We start from the raw sequence: 20,656 nt of genomic DNA, 5'->3' as shown, positions 1-20,656 counted from the left end.
GGTTCTGCTCTCCGTTCTCTCAGCATCGTTTCGTAGATTCGTTACTCACAGCTAAGAAAGACGGCTGCCCCGCCGTCGTGAACAGAAGCGAGCACCCCATGACCCGAGTCCCCGCCTGGAAGACCACCCTGTCCTCTCTTGCGCTGGCCGCCTCGATCGCGGTGCTCGGCACCGCCTGCTCAGGCCCGTCGGAGGCCGGAGGATCCTCAGCAGCTGCCGGTGCGGACCAGGAGGCGATGTCAGAGTTCGCCCGTGGGCTCGGGGACAAGATCGCCGCGCACTGGCCGCACGTCAAGACCGCGTGGCCGGGCACCGACTACTCCGACCACGTCGCAGTCCTCTTCCAGCTCAACGACAACAGCGAGGTCGTCAAGGCGTGGGCGGCTGACACCTCGGGCACCCGGGTGCTCAAGGACTCCAAGTTCACGGACCTCGCCACTCCCCCGCCTGGTGGCTACCACGCCAGCGAGTTCGAGGGTAAGCCTGCGGTGCTGCTGGCGGTCGACGAGCAGCAGATGCAGGAGGATCCGCAGGCAAATGAGCTGTATCTGCTCGCCACGCACGAGCTCGTGCACTTCTACCACCAGGACGAGGTCGCCATCGACGGTGGTGAGAGCCGCGCGCAGGACTATCCGATCGATGCCCGGCCGCGTGTGCTCCGCGAGATGACCTATGGCAACCTCGTCAAGGCAGCCGACAACCCCGATGAGGCCCAGACACACCTCGCTCACGCCAAGCACTGGTATGAGCAGTGGAAGAAGGACTTCGGCGACGAGTACACCGCCATCAAAACCACCGACATCGTCGAGGGCCACGCCCGCTACCTGGAGAACATCGCTGCCATCCAGACCGGTGACACGACCCCTGAGAAGGTGCAGGCCGAAGCGGTCAAGCGGATCAAGAAGAGCACCGTGTTCGGCAGCGCCGAGTCCGAAAGCTACGAGATCGGCTATGTCGCAGGCCTGCTGCTCGACCGGCAGGACCCGGAGTGGAAGAAGAGCATCTTCGCAGACGGCGTCACCTTTGCCGACAAGCTCCTGGAGAAGGTGAAGCCCAAGCCGCAGGACGTCGACCCGGAGATCGAGAAGAAAGTTACCGACACGATCGGTCAGCTCAACGACGAGATCAAGACCGCCATCGAGCCGCTGACGACCGCACAGAAGGACACCTCGGTTCCCTACCTGCGCATCGACGCCTCGCAGTCCGAGGGCAGCTACGGCGGTGAGCATTTCATCGTCGTCAACGGCAAGGAAGTCACGACCGGGTTCGCCAACACCTACCCGACCGACGGCGGTGACATCGATATCAACAACGCAGCCATCATCATGTCCGACGCCGAGGTGGCGGTCCCGCTGCCGACGGACGTCACGTTCGCCGGCGGGAAGCTCACGGTCGACAGCGACACCGTCTCAGCTGACGGGGTGCCGGCGGAGAAGACCACCGACGCCGATGGCCGGACCGTCTACACGGTCACGGCCACCGGCTGAGGTCAGCGCTCAGGCTCCCGGTCTCCGGGGCCTGGGCACTCACTGCCATTCGGCGGTCTCGGGGTCCACGCCTCGGGCGCGGGCGCCTGCGGCGATGATCTCGACGAGCCAGTCGGCCAGGCCTTCGGCCCGCTCGTCGTAGTGCGCGGCGAAGCGCGGGTCGCTGACGTAGAGGCGTGAGATGCACACGTGCTTCTCCACGCTCATGTCGAACCACTGGCCGATCGAGGCGCGGTGCCTGTCGGCCAGCGCATTCGCCTCCTCGCTGCCGGGTTTCGTTCCGCGCAGGAAGGCGGCGGCGAGGTCGGCTTCCAGGGCGTCGGTGTCGTCCTTGACCTGCTGCCAGTCGGCTGCGGTCATCGTCTGCTTGACCGATTCGGACTGCGCCCATTCATCGGTCTGTCCCCAGCGCTGCTGTGCTTCGGCCTCCCAGTCGGGGTTCCAGTTCGGGCCGAGGATCTCAGCCTGCTCGGCTGCGGTGAGCTTCTCCATGGTGGTGTCCTCCATCATTCGTTCGACTGCAGAGACGGCTCTCTGCAGCTGGTCGATACGGTTGAGGAGGGATGCATGCTGCTCGGCCAGCTCGGCTCTCAGGTCGACGCTCGGATCGTCGAGGATCCGGCCGATCTCCGACAGCGGCAGGCCGAGTTCGCGGAAGATGATGACACGGCGCAGCCGCTGCATATCGGCTGCCGTGTAGATGCGGTAGCCGGCCCACGTGCGGTCGCTCGGGCTCGCCAGCCCGACGGCATCCCAGTGGTGCAGGGTGCGGACGCTGATGCCGAGCAGCCGGGCGGCCGCGCCGACAGTCAGCTCCGTGACGCTGTCTTCCATTCCCTCAGTATCGTCCACATCCACCACGTTCGGCCCTCACGCAGCGTGAGGGTCAAGTCGGACCGGGCCGGCGCCTCGGGAACGGAACAGGCCCCGGAACCGGCAGGGGTTCCGGGGCCTGTGTCCACGCAGCATCAGCGTGACGGCTCAGCGAGCGGTTCAGCGCTTGCCGATGACCTCGAACTTGGCGTTCGCGGTGATCTCGTCATGCACGCGCACGGTCGCGGTGTAGCTGCCGGGCTCCTTGACGTGGCCGGGCAGGGCGATCTGCCTGCGGTCGAAGGTGGTGCCGTGCGCCTCGGTGAGGGCATCGGCGACGAGCGCAGCGGTGACAGCGCCGAACAGGCGGTTGTTCTGTCCGGCCTTCATCTCGATCTTGGCGGTCGCACCCTCGAGCTTCTCCTTGAGCGCGAGTGCCTCGTCGCGGTCAGCGAGCTGGCGGGCCTTGCGGGCCTTGCGCAGCGACTCGATCTGACGCTCAGCACCGGCCGACCACGGGGTGGCCAGGCCGCGCGGGAACAGCAGGTTGCGGGCGTATCCGGCCTTGACCTCGACGACGTCGCCGGCGGCACCGAGGCCGTCGACTTCCTGGTTGAGGATGACCTTCTTGTTAGCCATGTTCTACTCCCCTCGTCTTATCGGGTCGAGCCCGAGTAGGGCAGCAGCGCCATCTCGCGGGCGTTCTTGACGGCCTTGGCGATGATGCGCTGTTCCTGCACGTTGACACCAGTCACGCGACGAGCGCGGATCTTGCCGCGGTCGGAGATGAACTTGCGCAAGGTTGCGGTGTCCTTGTAGTCGATCTGGGCTGCCTCGCCGAACTTCAGCGGGTTCGCCTTCTTCTTGATGGGCTTCCGGGGATCCGGCTTTGCCATGATGTGCTCCTGTCAGAAGATCTGTTGATCAGCGGCAGGCACGCGCCTGCCGGTGTGCGATCAGAATGGTGGTTCGTCCGAAGTCGGGCTGCCCCAGCCTCCGCCGGGGTTGGCCTGCGGGTTCGAGTTGGCCCACGGGTCGTTCGACTGACCCTGGCCGCCCTGCTGCCCGCCGAAGCCGCCGCCGGGGTTCTGTCCCCAGCCGCCGCCCTGCTGTCCGCCGCCGGGCTGCCTGCCCTGTCCGCCACCGGAGAATCCGCCCTGGTTGCCGCCTGAGAAGCCGCCACCGGAGAATTCCTTCTTCGTGACATTGGCCGTGGCGTAGCGCAGGCTCGGGCCGATCTCGTCGACGTCGAGTTCGAAGACGGTGCGGCGTTCGCCCTCCTTCGTCTCGAAGCTGCGCGACTTCAGCCGGCCCTGCACGATCGTGCGGGTGCCGCGCTGCAGCGTTTCGGTGACGTTCTCAGCGAGGTCGCGCCACGCATTGCAGCGCAGGAACAAGGTCTCGCCGTCTTTCCATTCATTGGTCTTGCGGTCGAACATGCGCGGGGTCGACGCCACTGTGAAGTTCGCGACCGCGGCCCCGTTGGGCGTGTAGCGCAGTTCGGGGTCGGCGGTGAGATTTCCCACCACAGTGATGATCGTGTCGCCTGCCATGATGCTCCTTAAGCGTGGGGGTCAGCAGTTCCGAGCTCGGATCAGCTGGATTACTTCGCGTCGGGACGCAGGATCTTCGAACGCAGAACGGTCTCGTTGAGGCCGAGCTGGCGGTCGAGCTCCTTGGTCGTATCGGGCTTGGCGTGGAAGTTCACCACAACATAGGTGCCTTCGGCCTTCTTGTTGATCTCGTAGGCGAAGCGGCGACGGCCCCACACATCGACGTTGTCGACGGTGCCGCCGTCAGTCGGAACCACCTTCAGCAGCTTCTCGACAGTGGTGTCAACAGAACGGTCTTCGAGTTCCGGATCCAGAATGAGCATCAGCTCGTAATGACGCACGTGTCACCCACCTCCTCTGGTCTCAGCGGCCATGGTCGGTCCATGGCAGGAGGGTATATGCGTTGCGTCCGGCTGGCTGCGGAATCGGTCCGCAGCAGACACAGACTGAATCAGTGTAGTGCCTCCGTCGCCGGCTCGCCAGCTGGGGCGGCCGGACGGGGATGGTGGTCGAGGCGCAGAGCCGCTGCGGCGATGACCGCCGCCACGGCCGTCAGCCGCAGGAGCGTGAGCACCAGCAGCCAGGCCGGTGAGAGGCCGTCGCTCGGTTCGAGGGTGGCGATGTCGGAGAGGTTGACGGCGATGGCGAAGGCCGCCTCGGCGAGCGCCCAGGCGATGAACATCCACAGGCGGCGCACGGCCAGGGCGGCGACCGGCAGCAGCCACAGCGCGTGGGTGACCGGCGCTGCCGGCAGGGTGAGGAGGGCCGTGCCGAGGATGACGGTGAGGGCCGCATAGAGGTTGGGGCGGGGGCGCCCGGCGATGACGATGAGCGCTGCGGTGACCGCGAGCGCACAGACGGCCAGACTGATGCCGGCCAGCAGCTGCGGGCTCAGCTGTTCGCCGTAGGCCACGATCGAGGCCAGCGATCCGCGGTCGATCGGCTCCTGCCACCAGCGCGCCAGCCGGTAGAAGATGAGGCCGTCAGCGGCGAGCGCCACTCCGATGACGATGAGGGCGACGCCGCCGATGGTGAGCAGATCCGAGCGCTGGCCGGCCTGCCACAGCAGCACGAAGACGACCACGACGCCGATCGCGCCGAGCGGATTCACGAGCGCCGCCAGAGCCAGCAGCGCGCCAGCGCCGACGAGCGAATGGGGTCCGGCGACGCGGGGGTTGAGCAGCACGAGCGCCCACACGAAGCAGGCGACGCCGAGCGGGTCGAGGGACTGGCCCATCGAGAAGATGATCGCCGGTGAGATGCAGGCGACCGGCAGCCACGCCAGCCGCGGCATGAGCACGGCGGTGCCGAGCGCCATGGCGGCCACGGCGATGGTGTTGATGACGAGCAGCACAGCCATGATGTCGGCCGCACCCAGACCATCGCCGAGCAGGAAGCCGAGTTCGACGAACCAGCCGGTCACCGGGTCGAAGGCAGCCATGGCGCCGGTCGCGCGGCCCGGTGCGGCGGGGAACTCACCGCCGGTGAAGGCGTTGGCGACCGGGGAGGCGCACATCCGAGCGGAGGCGGCCGGAAGCTCATAGGCGGGCATGCAGCCGCCGTGGAGCAGGATGCCGATCGCTGCCGTGCCGAAGGCGGCCACCATGCAGATGACGGTGGCGGCCGCCCGGAACGGCGAGGGGCCCGACGCCGCGTGGGCGCCGGGCCTGCCGCCGAGCAACGGTTCAGCGGCCCTGAGGGGAGTGATTGCAGGCATGCGGCTAGGCTACCGCGCCTCAGGCGACGCTGACGGTTCCCCTGCGGATGAAACCGGCCGAGGCGGTGGAGGCGTCGCCCTTCTCACCGTTCTGTTCGCCGCCCTTGCCGTCGTCCTTCGGCGGCTCCTCCTTGGGGGGATCCTCCTTCGGGGGCTCCTCCTTGGGGGGCTCCTCCTTCGGGGGCTCCTCCTTGGGGGGCTCCTCCTTCGGGGGATCCGACTTCGGCGGCTCCTTTTCCTTCGGAGCCTGCGTGGACTTGGGCTTGGGCGGCTTCGTGCTCTTCGGACGCTGCTTGGGCACGCCGGAGTCGTTCTTCGGCTTCTCCACGTCCGGCAGCTTGCCGCGCTTGGGGAACTTCTCGACCGGTTCGTCCTCGAGCGCGACCTTCATATAGGACGTCCACGCCTGCGTCGGGAAGGAACCACCGGTGATCGAGCCGCGTCCGCCATAGGTGCCGATCTCCGTCGGATTGCCGTTCTCGTCCTCGCGGAAGATCGACACCGCCGTCGTGAGGTTCGGGGTGTAGCCGGCGAACCAGGCGGAGTAGTTGTCCTGCGAGGTGCCGGTCTTGCCCGCCGCCGGGCGGCCCAGCGTCGAGGCGTAGGAGCCCGAACCGCCGGTGATGACCCGGGAGAGCGCATAGGTGGTCTCGGCCATGACGTTCTCGTCGAACTCCCGCTTGCCTTCGGTCTCGGCCTCGTGCAGGGTCTTCCCATTCGGGCCGACGATCGTGGCGACGGTGTGCGGGGTGTGGCGGATGCCGTTGGAGGCGAAGGTGTTGTACGCCGTCGTCATGTCCTTGACCGTCGGGCTGGCGGTGCCGAGCACATTGGCGGCGTTGTTCTCCAGGCCCTTCGTATCCTTCGGCAGACCAGCACGCTGCGCGACGTCGACGGTCTTTTCCGGGCCGACCTCGATGTTGAGCTGCGCATAGGCGGTGTTGACCGAGCTCTGGGTGGCCCGCAGCAGGCTGACCGGACCGTAGCTGGCGCCGCCGTAGTTGCGCGGCCGCCACGGAGTGCCGTCGTACATCATCGTCGCGCCCGAGGTGCCGGTCAGGTATTCGGTGAGCCGGAACCCGTTCTCCAGGCCGGCGACGAGGGTGAAGGGCTTGAATGTCGAGCCGGCCTGGGTGATGTCCTCAGTCGCGGCGTTGTGCTGGCGCTCGAGGTAGTCGCCGCCGCCGTACATCGCGACGATGGCACCGGTGTCCGGGTCCATCGAGACGAGGCCGACATGCATGCCGTCCTTGAGCTCGGGCAGCTCTTCGACCGCCTCGACGGCGGCGTCCATCTTCTTCTTCGAGAAAGTCGAGGTGATCTCCAGGCCGCCGCGGTCGATGAGTTCGTCATCGACGCCGTTGCGCTTGAGCTCCTTGCGCACCTCATCGAGCAGGTAGCCGTTGGGGCCCTTGAACTGGTTGTCGGTCTTGACTTCCTGCACCTCGGGCAGCTCGGTGCTGGCTGCCTCGTCCTCGGTGATGTAGCCGAGTTCTGCCATATTGTTGAGGACATAGCGGAAGCGGTCCTCGTACTTCTCCGGGGCTTCGGCCGGATCGGCCAGGCCCGGACGCTGGATCATCGCTGCCAGCAGGGCGCTTTCGGACAGATCGAGTTCGCTGGCCGGCTTGTCGAAGTACTTCTGGGAGGCGACTTCGATGCCGTAGGACTGTCGGCCGAGGTAGATGGTGTTGAGGTAGTTGGCGAGGATCTCGTCCTTCGTCAGCTCCTGGTCGATCTTGAGCGCGATGAACATCTCCTTGACCTTGCGCTCGAGGGTGCGCTCATTGGTGAGGTAGAAGTTCTTGACGTACTGCTGGGTGATCGTCGAACCGCCGCCGGCGTAGTTGTCGGTGGCCACGCCGATGATCGCACGCGAGAGTCCCTTGATGGAGATGCCGCGGTTCTCGTAGAAGCTGTTGTCCTCCGCAGCGATCGCCGCCTGCTGCATCGGGGTGGAGATCTTGTCGATCGTGACGTTGCGGCGGTCCTCGGTCTTGAAGGTGCCGAGCACGGTCTCGCCGTCGTCGTAGTACACCGTCGAGGTCTGTCCAGCGGCTTCCTTATTGGGTTCCGGGACATCGGTCATGGCATAGCCGATGCTGAACAGGCCGATGACGGCGACACAGGCGGTGAGGATGCCGACGCCGATGAGCCGCAGCGAGGGCAGCCAGCGGGTCCAGCCGGTCACGCCCTGTCGCGGATAGTTGAGCAGGCCTTTGTTCACATTCCGGTGCGCCCCACGGCGCCCCTTCGGTGCGGATTTGGCCACAGATCCCCCAAGAGTGAGTGTGCGATGTATCGAGACAGCCAAACATTCAAAGATTGGAAGTCGATGAACATGGCAGCGTGCCCGCAGTCACAGGGACGGGCATGAGACGCGGGCTGATGTGCGCCGCGCGGCTTGCGACCTAACATTTTACAGCATGAGCGGGTGCGCCGCCCAGACCGGAAGGGAGTCCAGGCGGCGCTCAGCAACGTGAGCAACACCACGTCACTGCGACCGGATGGACCGGATGACCCAAATGGACCGGTTGAACCGGATGCGGTGCGGTGACCGGGACAGCCGGCCGCTCAGCCCTTGAGGTCGGGGAAGTCGGTATCCGCCCATTCCTGGTGCTCAACCGTCGAGCTGCCTTCGAAGGGATGCAGCTCGCGTTCGCGGGCACGCAGCTCCACCCGGCGGATCTTGCCGGAGATCGTCTTCGGCAGCTCGGTGAACTCGATGCGGCGGATCCGCTTGTACGGGGCGAGGTTCTCGCGGCAGAACCGCAGGATGTCCTTGGCGGTCTCGGCGTTCGGCTGCCAGCCGGAGGTGAGCACCACATAGGCCTTTGGCACGGCCAGACGCACCGGATCCGGCGAGGGCACAACCGCCGCCTCGGCGACGGCTTCGTGCTCGATGAGCACGCTTTCGAGCTCGAAGGGCGAGAGCCGGTAGTCGCTGGCCTTGAACACGTCATCGGCACGGCCCACATAGGTGATGTAGCCCTCGGCGTCGCGGCTGGCGACATCACCAGTGTGGTAGACACCGTCGACGAAGGCCTCGGCGGTGCGCGCCTCGTCTCCCCAGTAGCCCTGCGTCAGGCCGGTCGGGCGCGGATCGAGGCGCAGACAGATCTCGCCCTCATCGCCGATCTCGCCGGTGGCCGGATCGCGGAGGATGACGTCATAGCCCGGCAGCGGCTTGCCCATCGAACCGTAAACGATCGGCTCACCAGGCGGGTTGCCGATCTGCAGGGTCGTCTCTGTCTGGCCGAAGCCGTCGCGGATGTCGACGTTCCAGTGCTTCTTCACCCGATCGATGACCTCGGGGTTGAGCGGCTCACCGGCGCCGAGCGCCTTGACCGGCGGGTTCGTCAGCAGCGACAGGTCCGCCTGGATGAGCATCCGCCACACGGTCGGCGGGGCGCAGAAGCTCGTGACTCCGGCCCGGCCCATCGTCTCCATCATCGCCTTGGCATCGAAACGGGTGTAGTTGTACAGGAACACGCAGGCCTCAGCGATCCACGGGGTGAAGATGTTCGACCAGGCGTGCTTGGCCCAGCCGGGTGAGGCGACATTCAGGTGGATGTCGCCGGGCTCCAGGCCCATCCAGTACATCGTCGACAGGTGGCCGACCGGGTACGAGACGTGGCTGTGGGCGACCATCTTCGCCTTCGACGTCGTGCCCGAGGTGAAGTACAGCAGCAGCAGATCATCGGCCCGGGTGGGTCCGTCGGCCTCGAAGGCCTCCGGGAAGTCCGCCGCCGAGGCGTAGGCCACGTCGGTCTCGCGCGTCGGCTCTCCGCCGACGACGATCCGGGTGACCGGCACCTCGACCTCGTCGAACTTCGCTGCGTCCCCGGTGCCGGCGATGACGTAGCTGGCCCTGCCGCGTTCGGCGCGGTCGGTCAGGTCGATAGGGCCCAGCTGAGTGGTGGTCGGCAGCAGCACTGCGCCGAGCTTGATGCCGGCGAGCATCGACTCCCACAGCTCGACCTGATTGCCGAGCATCAGCATGACGTGGGTGCCGCGGGTGACGCCGGCCGCGCGCAGCATGTTCGCCACCTGGTTGGAGCGGCGGGAGAGCTCAGCGAAGCTGTAGATGTTCTCGGTGCCGTCCTGCTCGCAGATCCACAGGGCCGGCTTATCGTTGTTCTCAGCGATCGCGTCGAACCAGTCGAGGCCGAAGTTGAAGTGTTCGAAGTGCGGCCACGCGAATTCCTCCTTCGCCTGCGCGTAGTCGAGGCGCAGCTCGATCAGCCGGTCGCGCGCAGCGCGGAACTGTTCCGTCACAGTCGTCATGGTGCCTCCTCACGGCGATTCCCACTCTTTGCACACAAGGTAACAGGCACCACTGACGGGCAGGTGAACCGGGTCACACTCCGGGGGATTCAGGCCTCGCCGCGGGCTCCCGCCTCGGCCCACCACTGCCGCAGCAGCTCGGCGGCGCGCTCCTCGCCCAGCGGCCCGTGCTCCATGCGCTGGGCGAGCAGGAACTGATAGGCCCGGCCCACCGCAGGACCGGGGGCGATGCCGAGGATGTCCATGATCTGCCGGCCGTCGAGGTCCGGGCGCACCGCATCGAGCTTCTCGCGCTCGGCCAGCTCCGCGATCCGGCGCTCGAGGTCGTCATAGGCGTGGGCGAGGCGCTCAGCCTTACGGCGGTTGCGGGTGGTGACATCGGAGCGGGTGAGGATGTGCAGGCGGGTGAGCAGATCACCGGCATCGGTGACATAGCGGCGGACAGCCGAATCGGTCCAGCCGGCATCGCCGTAGCCGTAGAAGCGCAGATGCAGTTCGACGAGCCGGCTGACGGCCTTCGTCGTGGCCTTGTCGAAGCGCAGCTCCTTCATCCGCTTGCGCGTCATCTTCGCCCCGACGACATCGTGGTGGTAGAAGGTCACCGCCCCGTCCGGGGTGAAGCGGCGGGTCGCCGGCTTGCCGATGTCGTGCATGAGCGCGGCGAAGCGGACGACGAAATCGGGCACCGTGATGCGCTGCGGATCTTCGGTGACCGTGGTGACCGGCCCGGCAGGTGCGGTCGCGGCACTGGTGCCGCCCGCCTCGGGAGCGGCGCTGGCCTCAGCCTGGCGGGCGGCGTAGACCGCTTCGAGGTCGACGGCCTGGTCGAGGACGGTGAGGCTGTGCTGGTAGACGTCCTTGTGGCGGTGATGCTCATCGCGCTCCAGCTGCAGCCCGGTGACCTCCGGCAGGATCCGCTCGGCGATCCCGGTGTCGACGAGCAGCTCGATGCCGGCGCGCGGGCGCAGACCGCAGATGAGCTTGACGAGCTCATCGCGCACCCGCTCAGCGGAGATGATGTCGATCCGCTCGGCCATCGCGGTCATCGCCTCGCGCACCTCAGCGGCGACGCCGAAGTCCAGCTGAGAGACGAACCGGGCCGCGCGCATCATGCGCAGCGGGTCGTCGGAGAAGCTGTCGGCGGCGGCACCCGGCGTGCGCACGAGCCCGGCGGTGAGATCCGCCAGCCCGCCGAAGGGATCGACGAACACCCTCTCCGGCAGCCGCACCGCCATCGCCCCGATCGTGAAGTCGCGGCGGACGAGGTCATCGTCGAGGTTGTCGCCGAAGGCCACCGTCGGCTTCCGCGAATCCGGGTCATAGGCCTCGGCACGGTAGGTCGTGATCTCGATCTGCAGCTCATCTTTGAGCAGCCCGATCGTGCCGAAATCGCGGCCGATCTCCCACACGGCATCCGCCCAGGGCTTGACGATCGCCAGGATCGCATCCGGGTCGGCATCGGTGGTGAAGTCGAGGTCGGGCATCGGCCGGCCGAGCAGCCCATCGCGCACCGAACCGCCGACGAGCGCGAGCTCCCGGCTGGCCGCGGAGAACATCCGGCCCAGCGGCCCCAGGATGTGCTCATGCGCATCGAGCGCGGCGTACAGCCGGGCGTGGGCGTCAGCCAGGGACACGTGATCTCCATTCGAGGGGGTCGGTTCAGCATAAGGTTATCGTCAGGTTGCGCATATACAGTAGACGGTATGCCTCGACCACTGCCGAAGCCGGGGGCCATTCCGGTGCGCTCGAACACCGTGGAGGAAGTCTCCGCGGGCGGCGTCATGGTCGACTTCGATTCGCCCACCCTCGAGGTGGCGATCATCGCCCGGATCAACCGCGCCGGCCGCGTCGAATGGTGCCTGCCCAAAGGCCACCTGGAGCTCGGGGAGACTCCCGCGCAGGCCGCCCGCCGCGAAGTCGCGGAGGAGACCGGCGTGCACGGCGATGTCGTCACCGCACTCGGCAGCGTCGACTACTGGTTCTCGGTGGGCGGCTACCGCATCCACAAGCTCGTCCACCATTTCCTGCTACGCGCCACCGGCGGCTATCTCACGGTGGAGAACGACCCGGATCAGGAGGCCGTCGACGCCGCCTGGATCCCGCTCGATGCGCTGCCTGAGCACCTCTCCTTCGCCAATGAGCGCCGGATCGTCGCCGCCGCCCGCTCGGTGCTGCCGTACTACCTCTCCGTCATCCAGTCGACGTGACCTCCGCCCGCGCCCGCCTGTCTCCTCTGCGCCGCTGGGCGGCGCTGTCTGCTGTCTGCACCCTCATCGCCGTGCTGCTGGGCACCGGGGCGGTGCCTGTCGCAGTTCCGGCGGCCGCACAGCCCACCTATCCCTCCCCTGCCCCCACCGCGCCCGAGGCGGGCCCGACGTCCGAGGCGCAGGACGGTGAGGAGACGGCTGGGGCGGATGCCGATATCGCCCCAGCCGGCGTGGATGTGACCTTCGACGAGGTGACCCCGGTCATCGAACCGGACGGCACGCTGCGGATCACCGGCCGGATCATCAACTCCGGCACTGAGGAGATCACCGATCCGCGGCTGGATTTCACCATCAGCCGCCGGGTGCTCGACTCCCGCGATGCGATCAACTCGTGGAAGGACCAGCCGCTGCGCTACCGGCTGCTCGGCGACACCACCTCAGCCGCGCAGCAGCGCGCCGCCGAGGAGGACGCCGACAGCAGCGATGCCGATGAGGGCGACGCTGAGGAGCCCACCCTGGAGATCGATGCGCTGCCGGAGACGATCGGCCCCAAGAGCGAGGCGACGTTCGCGCTGACCGCCGATGCCGAGACCCTCGACCTGCCGCGCAGCCGGCCGCTGAACTCCTGGGGCGCCTACGGTCTGGCCGTAGCGCTCACGAGCGAGGACGCCGAGGCGGCCGAGGAGCTGTCGATCACCCGCACGGCCTTCACCACCTGGTACCCGGATCCGCAGCTGATGCCCAGCCGCGTGACGTTCCTCGTGCCGGTCACCCTGCCCGGCTTTGATCCCGGCGGGCGGTTCTCCGCCGAGGCGCTCGAGGAGGCTGCCGGGCCCGATGGCGCGTTGAGCTCGGCGCTGTCGGCGGTGACGGCCGCCGATGAAGTGGCGATTGCCCTTGACCCGCGCCTCCTCGGCAGCGTCGAGGACGTCCTCGGCATCACACAGGCCCGTGAGGCGGAAGCAGATTCCGGCAACGGCGACGGCGGTCCCGGCAACGGCAGCGACGACAAGTCCGCGAACGAGGGTTCGGCCCCTCCCGCCTCGGGCGCGGAATCCCCCTCCCCTCAGGGCGGCTCCGCCGACCAGTCCCCCGCCAGCCCCCCCAGCGAGGAGGCCGACGACGGCAATGGCGACGGGAACGGTGAGGGCAGCGGCGAGGGCGACCAGAGCCCGGCACCCTCACAGCGGGCCGAGCAGTTCCCGCAGCTGAGCGGCTGGTACAGCGATTTCGTCGACGCCGCGCAGCAGCGCACCGTCATCACCCTGCCCTACGCCGACGCCGATCTCACCGCCCTCGATGCCGCCTCGCAGGCTGGTCTGCGGGCCGCCGCCGAGGCGGAGAGCGACAGCCTGCTCACCACCCTGCCCGAGGCGCGCACCGACATCATCTGGCCGGCCTCAGGCAGCGTCACCCGCTCCTTCGTCAACCGTACGGCCGAGGCCGGGGACCAGACGATGATCGTCTCCGATATCCAGCAGCCGAGTGCCCGCGGCTACACCTCCTCGGCGATCTCGACCCTGGCGGTCGCCGATGCGGAGGCCGGGCTCAACTCGCTGGCCGTGGACACCGGCCTGTCCGAGGCGGCCGCGATCGCCGGGCCGGACGACACGAAGGTGCTGGGCGTGAGCGAGCTCATTGCGGAGAGTTCGGCGATCACCACCGAGCGGCCCTTCGATCCGCGCAGCCTGCTCATCACGCTGCCCCGCCAGGCCGCCGGCCCGCATTGGGCTGAGGCGATCAGCCAGACGGCCGCCGCCCCGTGGATCGAGCTGCAGAGCTTCGAGGAGCTGCGCGATTCCGAACCCGTCCAGCGCGCGCCGCTGGCCGATCCCACCCGGGATGCTGCTGAGCGGGCCGCTGGTCTGCGGCGGCTCGGCGAGGCGCAGGCGACCGCCGAGGAGGCCGCTGCGGCTTTCGGGAACCCCGCGTCGGTGCGCGGCCGGCTCACCCGCGCTGCGCTGACCTGCACCTCGACGGCGTGGGCCGGTGTCGGCGATGATGCGAGCTTCGGCTCCTGCGTCGACTCCGCCGAGGCGGAGGTCGCGGAGCTGACCGGCGGGATCCGGCCCGATGAGGGCTCTGCGGTGCTACTCGTCACTGGTGAGAAGACGACGATTCCGGTGCGCATCGACAATGCCACCCGGGAACCGGCCCATGTCATGGCCCGGGTTGTGCCCAAGACCCCGCAGCTGCGCACCGAGGTCTCCGAACCGGTCGTCATCAGCCCCGGCGAGCAGGCCCGGGTCGAGGTGCCGGTCGAAGGACTGGCGAATGCCGATGTGCAGACCCGCATCGAGCTCATCGCCGCCGCCCCGCCCGGCGCCGCTGCGGCTGCGGACGGCGCAGGCGGTGCGGACAGCGCTGGCGAGGACGCCGCTGCCGACTCCGCACCAGCACTGACCTCGACGGCGGAGCACTATGTGCTGCCGAAGACCACCGGACTGACGGTGCGGGTGCGCACCGACTGGGAGAACATCGGCGCTGCGGTCATCGGCGCCGGCCTGTTCATCGTGCTGCTCGTCGGCTTGTATTCGTCTGTCTCCCGCGGACGGCGTAAGATTCCCAAGAGCCAGCTGGACGCCGCCGTGGCCCGCGCACACGAGAACGACCCGGGCTGAGCGTCCCCGCACGCTGTGCGGATCACCCCTGATTCCGGCAAGGAGCTGTATTGCCCGCCACCGACCCCTCCGAAGCGTCACCGGACCGCGCTGCTGCGTCACCGGACCGCGCCGAAGAAGCGAGCACCGCGAGCGCGGAGACGCCGAGCACCGAGACCGGGGAGAAGCTGAACTCACTGGCGAAGTCCTCGGCGGTCATGACCGCCGGCACCCTCGTCTCGCGCGTTCTCGGCTTCGTCAAGGCCGGCACGCTCATCGCCGCGATCGGCGTCACCGGCGGGGCCGCCGATGCCTTCGACGTCGCCAACAAGGTGCCGAACAACCTCTACATGCTGCTGGCCGGCGGCATCCTCAACGCGGTGCTCGTGCCGCAGATCGTGCGCGCCACCCGGCGCGCAGACGGCGGCCGCGACTTCACCAACCGGCTGCTGACCCTCACGATCCTCGTGCTCTTCGGCGTCACCTTCGTCGCCACGGCCGCCGCCCCGCTGCTTGTGCGGCTCTACTCGACCTCCCAGTGGAGCGGTGAGCAGACAGCGCTGGCGGTCGGGTTCGCCTTCTGGTGTCTGCCGCAGATCTTCTTCTACGGCCTCTATACGATGCTCGGCCAGGTGCTCAACGCCCACTCCTCCTTCGGGCCGTACATGTGGGCGCCGGTGGTCAACAATGTCGTCTCGATCGCTGGCCTCGGCATCTTCATCGCACTGTTCGGCCCCGGCAACTTCGGCCAGCACACCCTCGAGTCCTGGGATCCCTTCAAGATCGCGGTGCTGGCCGGCTCCGCAACCCTGGGCGTCGTCTGCCAGGCGCTCATCCTCATCTGGCCGCTCAAGCGGATCGGCTTCAGCTTCACCCCGACGCTGGGCTTCCGCGGAGTGGGTCTCGGCACCGCCGGCAAGGTCGCCTCATGGACCTTCGGCGCAGTGCTCATCGGGCAGATCGGCTTCATCGTCATCTCCCAGGTCGCCTCGCTCGGCTCCGCCGATGCCTCCGCCGGGCCGAGCCCGTCGAACGCCGCCTATTCGGCCAGCTACCTCATCTTCATGCTCCCGCACTCCCTCATCGCGGTGTCCCTGGCCACGGCCCTCTTCACCTCAATGAGCACCTCAGCCGCCGACCGCGACACCGAGGCGGTGCGCGAGTCCTTCGGCCTGGGCATCCGGCTCGTGGGCTTCGTCAACGTCTTCGCCAGCGTCGCCTTTATGACTCTGGGCGCACAGACCGCGATGGTGCTCGCCGAAGGCTCGGTCGAACAGGCACTGGCTCTCAACGTCGTCATCGCGGCGATGATCATCGGGCTTGTGCCGTTCTCGGCGAACTATCTGCTGCAGCGGGTGTTCTACGCCTATGAGGACGCCCGCACTCCGTTCTGGGTGCAGGTCCCGCAGGTGGCGATCACCTCCGCCGGCGTCATCGCCTCGGGCATCGTGCTGCCCAAGCACTACATCGTCGCCGGCATCGGCCTGTCGATGAGCCTGGGCTACACGATCGCCTGCCTCATCAGCGGCTGGCTGCTGCATCGCCGCCTCGGCCGCCTCGGCACCCGCCGGATCCTGCTCGCGCACCTGAAGTTCATCATCGCCGGTGCCGCCGCCGGCATCGCTGGGGTGCTCATCACCCGCGCGATCGGCATCGACGCCTGGGACACGCGCATCTCAGCAGCGGTGACGATCATGTGGGTCGGACCGATCATGCTGGCGGTATATCTCGTCATCTGCTGGATCCTGCGTGTGAGCGAGCTGCGCAGCCTGGTGCAGACCGTCTCTCGGAAGCTGAAGCGTTAGACTGGCACAAGAGTGCTTTCGGGATGGGAGCACGATTCGTCCTGCACGCCGCCTGCGTGCAGCGCTGTTGCAAGGGGGTCTGGTGATCGGCATCGAACGTGGAGCGGTGATCGCTGAGCGCTATGTGATCTCCGACATCGTCCGCCCCTGGTTCGCTGACCACCCCGACACCGGCACCGTCTGCATCGCCCTCGACGCGATCCTCGACATGCCGGTCACGCTCTATGCGGCCTCCTCTAAGACCTCCGGCGATCTGCTCGACGCCGCCCGCCGCTCCGCTCTGCTGACCGATCCGCGGATCCCCACGGTCGTCGATGTCGGCCGTGCCGAGGGCCTCGACTTCGTCGTCTTCGAACGCTCCGTCTCCACTCCCCTGCCGGCGCTGCTGCGCTCGGGCCCACTCGCTCCCGAGGCGGCACGCGCCTTCGTCGGCGAGCTCGCCACCGCCTTGGCGCACGCGAATTCCCGCGGCCTCTACCACCTGTGCCTGGGGCCGGAGTCCGTCGGCCTCAAGGACGGCGTCGACGCCACCATCACCGGTGTCGCGATCGATGCCGCCGTCGCCGATGCCGCCTACGGACTCGACCTGGAGTCGATGCCCACGGCAGCCAAGCGCCGCGAGGACGCTCTGGCGCTCGTGAACATCTTCTACACTGCGCTCACCGGACACTGGCCCGGCGATGAGCCGCGCGCCGGTCTGCCGGTGGCCGAACGGCGCAACAACCGGTTCGTGCGGGTCTCCGAGCTCGTCGACGGGGTGCCCAATGATGTCGAGGAGTTCGTCTCCGGCGTCGTCATGAAGATCGAGCCCGGTCCGCGCTCTGCCAGCGAGGTCGTCCGGTTCCTCGACTCCTGGGATGTGCAGGAGCTCCAGCGCCTGCGCAGGAGCAGCGCCACGGCTCCCTCTGATGAGCTCGTGCACAGCGAGGACGAGAGCTCCTCCGGTACCGAGGCGGCCAGCGGCGCTTCCTCGGCCCGCCCGACGACCAAGACCGAGGCGGGAATCGCCTCGGGAGCGGGCGCATCGAGCGGCTCCAAGCAGCGCTCAGCCGCTGCTGCCGGCGAGACCTCCACCGAACCGGAGCGGCGCGCCACCCCCGCGCAGCTCAAGGCCGCCCTCAACCGCATCGGCCTGACCCGGCCCGGCGCCTCGGGCCTGGCGGCGGGCATCGCCTCCGAGAGCGAAACGCCCTACGACGACCGGATGCAGATGCGCCAGGCGGCGGTCTTCCCGATCTCCTCCGAGCAGCTGGCTTCCGCCGAGGCCGATGCGGAGTGGCAGCCCGAGGACACCTACGCCTCCTATCAGCAGTACGCCGATGCGGAGACCGATGAGAACGAAACGCAGCGGATCGCCGATCGCTCTCAGCTCTTCGCCGGCGATGAAGCGCCCGGGTCCGAGGACACACAGGTCATCGACACCGATCTCGTGCAGGCCGGTGTGGATGGCGATGAGGACGGGTCTGCCGACGCTGAGGGCGACGAGGACGACGGCTCGTGGTTCCTCGGCGGGATGTTCACCACGCGTGAAGAGGAGCTCGAACGCCAGCGCGCCGAGTACGAGCGTGAACGGCGCCTGCAGGCGGAAGCTGAAGCGCGGGCGCGCGCACAGGAGGAGGCGCGGCGCCGACGCAGCGGTGCTGCCGCCTCGGGCGCGGCCGGCGCAGCTGGTGCGGCTGCCGGAGCTGGAGCTGCCGCAGCAACAGGCACGGCGGGCTCTGGCGAGGGCTCGGGTGCCGACCAGAGCAGCAAGGGCCAGGCATCTGCCTCCGGCGCGGAGTCGTCGTCCGGGGCTGCGACGGCGGCTGCCGGATCGCAGTCTTCGCCGGCGAAGAAGATGTCCGCTGGTGGGAGCGGCACCGCCGGCGGTGCGCGGGCTTCCGGCGGCGCAGCAGGTGCTGGTGGTGCTGCGGGTGCAGCGCGTTCCGGCAGCTCGGCGAGCGCTGGCGACAGCAGCGTTGTCGCCCACGAAGACGGAAACCGATCCGGCCGCAAGCTGTTGCCGCTGCTGCTCGTCGCGGTGACTGTTCTCGCTGTCATCGTCGTGGTCGTCGGAGTCGTCCTCAACAATCGGGGCGATGCCGATCCCACCGCTGAGGAGCCGAGCGCTGAGCCCACTGCAGAAACCGGGCCGGAGGAGGAAGAAGCTCCCGAGGTGCCAGCACCGCAGGTCTCGCAGGTCACCCCTCTCGACCCGGAAGGCGATGGGACGGAGAACGATGAGGACGCCGAGAACGTCCTCGACGACAGTGACTCGTCGTGGCGGACCGACCGCTACAACTCGGCGGCCTTCGGCAATCTCAAGTCCGGCGTCGGTCTGGCGCTGCAGCTGGAGGAAGCGACGACGATCTCGCAGCTGGAGCTGACCTCGGACTACCCGGGCAGCACATTCGAGGTCCGCGTCGGCGACTCGGAGAATCCTGAAGAGGCCGAGGTCGTCGGCGAGGGCACGACCGAAGAGGGCACAACGACCGTCGAGCTCAACGACGGCGCCGAGGGCTCCGTTGTCTTCATCTGGTTCACCGGGCTCGGCGAAGCCGACAGCGGCTACCGCGCCTACGTCTCCCAGATCGCACTCTCCTGATCTCAGTCTGGCTGCTGCTGATCTCGGAGCAGGCTGCTTCCGATCCCAGCCAGTGCGGCTCGACTGCACGATTCCTCCTGGCCGCACGCGGACAGTAGGGTGGAATAAACCCGCCGGACCCGAGTGTTCGGATGAGCGGAACCACCCACTAGGAGGCCTCATGACAGCTCAGCGACTCGTCATCGTCGGATCGGGTCCGGCCGGATACACGGCAGCGATCTACGCAGCCCGTGCAAGCCTGGAACCGACGGTCATCGCCGGATCGGTCACAGCCGGCGGCGAACTGATGAACACGACCGATGTCGAGAACTTTCCCGGCTTCCCTGCCGGGATCCAGGGTCCTGAGCTCATGGAGAACATGCGCCAGCAGGCCGAGCGCTTCGGTGCCACTGTGCTCTACGACGATGTGCAGGAGCTCGAGCTCAAACCGGGTGCCCACCGCATCAAGACCGCTCTGGGCGAGGAGTTCACCGCCGAGGCGGTCATCCTGGCGACCGGCTCTGCCTACCGCAAGCTCGGGCTGCCGAATGAAGAGAAGCTCTCCGGACACGGTGTGAGCTGGTGTGCCACCTGTGACGGGTTCTTCTTCAAGGACAAGCACATCGCTGTTGTCGGCGGCGGTGACTCGGCGATGGAGGAGGCGACCTTCCTAACGAAGTTCGCATCGAAGGTCTCACTCATCCACCGCCGGCAGGAGCTGCGGGCTTCGCAGGCCATGCAGGATCGTGCGAAGGCTGATCCGAAGATCGAGTTCGTCCTCGACTCCGAGGTCTCGGAGATCCACGGGGATGACGCGCTTACCGGTCTGACCGTGCGCAATATCGTCACCGGCGAGGAGTCCGAGCTCGATGTCACCGGCCTCTTCATCGCGATCGGCTCTGATCCGCGCACCGAGCTCTTCGCCGACCAGCTTGAGCTGCGACCTGACGGCTACCTCAACGTCGATGGGCGCGCCTCGCTGACGAACGTCGAAGGCGTCTTCGCCGCCGGCGACCTCATCGATCCGGTCTACCGCCAGGCGATCACAGCAGCCGGCTCGGGCTGCTCTGCTGCCATCGACGCGGAGCACTACCTCGCCAGCCGCTGATACACCGGTGCGGTGATCGGCTGGCGCCAGACCCTGAAGCCGCACCAACCCGCAGATCCTATCCATCCACGACTTCAACCCCGGTCCCTTCGGCCGGACTACCGATTAAGGAGCAACAATGACTGCAGACGTCACCGATGCAAACTTCGAAGCCGAGGTCCTTCAGGCAGACAAGCCGGTCCTCGTCGACTTCTGGGCCCCGTGGTGCGGTCCGTGCCGCATGGTCTCCCCCATCGTCGATGAGATCGGCGAGGAGAATGCTGAGAAGCTCAAGGTCGTCAAGGTCAACACCGACGAGAACATGCAGACGGCGTCCACCTACGGCATCACCTCGATTCCGGCACTGTACGTCTTCAAGGACGGGAAGGTGGCCAAGACCATCATCGGCGCACAGCCGAAGCCGATGCTCATGCAGCAGCTCGAAGAGTTCCTCGGCTGAACCGGCTTTCAGCCAACACACTGGCGCCTGCTGTAGCATCGGCAGGCGCCAGTGCCCGTTAGGCACTGGCTTCTGCA

The 20,656-nt window shown here is 67.6% G+C and carries 16 protein-coding genes; 7 read left to right on the top strand and 9 right to left on the bottom strand.

All coding sequences use genetic code 11. The features are described 5' to 3' along the window. Positions 1 to 98: 98 nt before the first annotated feature. Entirely contained in the window at positions 99 to 1,487 is a 1,389-nt protein-coding gene (locus ACFFN1_RS15465; protein ID WP_376841759.1) for a hypothetical protein, read from the top strand. Positions 1,488 to 1,526: 39 nt separating this feature from the next. Here ACFFN1_RS15465 and ACFFN1_RS15460 read toward each other — a convergent pair whose 3' ends face one another. The 9 genes from ACFFN1_RS15460 to ACFFN1_RS15420 form a co-directional block, all read right to left on the bottom strand. Further along, positions 1,527 to 2,321, bottom strand: a complete 795-nt coding sequence (locus ACFFN1_RS15460) for a MerR family transcriptional regulator (RefSeq protein WP_376841758.1) — start codon at positions 2,319 to 2,321, stop codon at positions 1,527 to 1,529. 159 nt (positions 2,322 to 2,480) lie between these two features. After that, positions 2,481 to 2,939 (bottom strand): 50S ribosomal protein L9, encoded by a 459-nt coding sequence (gene rplI, locus ACFFN1_RS15455; protein WP_376841757.1) that lies wholly within the window; start codon positions 2,937 to 2,939, stop codon positions 2,481 to 2,483. A gap of 17 nt (positions 2,940 to 2,956) precedes the next feature. Beyond that, complete coding sequence (gene rpsR / locus ACFFN1_RS15450) at positions 2,957 to 3,196, bottom strand: 30S ribosomal protein S18 (protein WP_102162491.1); 240 nt, start codon at positions 3,194 to 3,196, stop codon at positions 2,957 to 2,959. 60 nt (positions 3,197 to 3,256) lie between these two features. Then, the gene (locus ACFFN1_RS15445) at positions 3,257 to 3,853 is read right to left on the bottom strand and encodes a single-stranded DNA-binding protein (protein WP_376841756.1); all 597 of its coding nucleotides are present in this window, start codon (positions 3,851 to 3,853) and stop codon (positions 3,257 to 3,259) included. Positions 3,854 to 3,903: 50 nt separating this feature from the next. After that, a complete protein-coding gene (gene rpsF, locus ACFFN1_RS15440) occupies positions 3,904 to 4,194 on the bottom strand; it encodes a 30S ribosomal protein S6 (protein ID WP_376841755.1) in 291 nt (96 codons plus the stop codon). Positions 4,195 to 4,304: 110 nt separating this feature from the next. Beyond that, entirely contained in the window at positions 4,305 to 5,570 is a 1,266-nt protein-coding gene (locus ACFFN1_RS15435; RefSeq protein ID WP_376841754.1) for a glycosyltransferase family protein, read from the bottom strand. Positions 5,571 to 5,589: 19 nt separating this feature from the next. Next, entirely contained in the window at positions 5,590 to 7,797 is a 2,208-nt protein-coding gene (locus ACFFN1_RS15430) for a transglycosylase domain-containing protein (RefSeq protein WP_376841753.1), read from the bottom strand. 347 nt (positions 7,798 to 8,144) lie between these two features. Next, positions 8,145 to 9,857: an AMP-binding protein gene (locus tag ACFFN1_RS15425; protein ID WP_376841752.1), complete on the bottom strand. Its 1,713-nt coding sequence runs from the start codon at positions 9,855 to 9,857 to the stop codon at positions 8,145 to 8,147. A gap of 89 nt (positions 9,858 to 9,946) precedes the next feature. Then, positions 9,947 to 11,491, bottom strand: a complete 1,545-nt coding sequence (locus ACFFN1_RS15420; RefSeq protein WP_376841751.1) for a tRNA nucleotidyltransferase/poly(A) polymerase-related protein — start codon at positions 11,489 to 11,491, stop codon at positions 9,947 to 9,949. A gap of 69 nt (positions 11,492 to 11,560) precedes the next feature. Here ACFFN1_RS15420 and ACFFN1_RS15415 point away from each other — a divergent pair, with 69 nt between their 5' ends. The 6 genes from ACFFN1_RS15415 (at position 11,561) to trxA (ending at position 20,579) form a co-directional block, all read left to right on the top strand. Beyond that, on the top strand, positions 11,561 to 12,064 hold the full coding sequence (locus ACFFN1_RS15415) for an NUDIX hydrolase (RefSeq protein WP_376841750.1): 504 nt from the start codon (positions 11,561 to 11,563) through the stop codon (positions 12,062 to 12,064). Continuing rightward, complete coding sequence (locus tag ACFFN1_RS15410) at positions 12,061 to 14,685, top strand: DUF6049 family protein (RefSeq protein WP_376841749.1); 2,625 nt, start codon at positions 12,061 to 12,063, stop codon at positions 14,683 to 14,685. The genes ACFFN1_RS15415 and ACFFN1_RS15410 overlap by 4 nt, the downstream gene beginning before the upstream one ends. A 50-nt stretch (positions 14,686 to 14,735) precedes the next feature. Further along, entirely contained in the window at positions 14,736 to 16,469 is a 1,734-nt protein-coding gene (murJ, locus tag ACFFN1_RS15405) for a murein biosynthesis integral membrane protein MurJ (RefSeq protein WP_376841748.1), read from the top strand. Positions 16,470 to 16,551: 82 nt separating this feature from the next. Next, positions 16,552 to 19,053 carry a protein kinase family protein gene (locus ACFFN1_RS15400; RefSeq protein ID WP_376841747.1) on the top strand — a complete coding sequence of 834 codons (2,502 nt, stop codon included), beginning with the start codon at positions 16,552 to 16,554 and terminating at the stop codon, positions 19,051 to 19,053. A 160-nt stretch (positions 19,054 to 19,213) separates the two neighbouring features. Further along, positions 19,214 to 20,140, top strand: coding sequence for a thioredoxin-disulfide reductase (gene trxB, locus ACFFN1_RS15395; protein ID WP_376841746.1), 927 nt, complete (start codon positions 19,214 to 19,216; stop codon positions 20,138 to 20,140). Positions 20,141 to 20,258: 118 nt separating this feature from the next. Continuing rightward, entirely contained in the window at positions 20,259 to 20,579 is a 321-nt protein-coding gene (gene trxA / locus ACFFN1_RS15390; RefSeq protein ID WP_376841745.1) for a thioredoxin, read from the top strand. The last annotated feature ends 77 nt before the right edge of the window (positions 20,580 to 20,656 follow it).

It is taken from the genome of Brevibacterium otitidis, from assembly GCF_042429315.1.
GTDB lineage: Bacteria > Actinomycetota > Actinomycetes > Actinomycetales > Brevibacteriaceae > Brevibacterium > Brevibacterium otitidis.
Note: the sequence above shows the minus strand (reverse complement) of the source record. Positions and strands in the feature narration are given on the sequence as shown.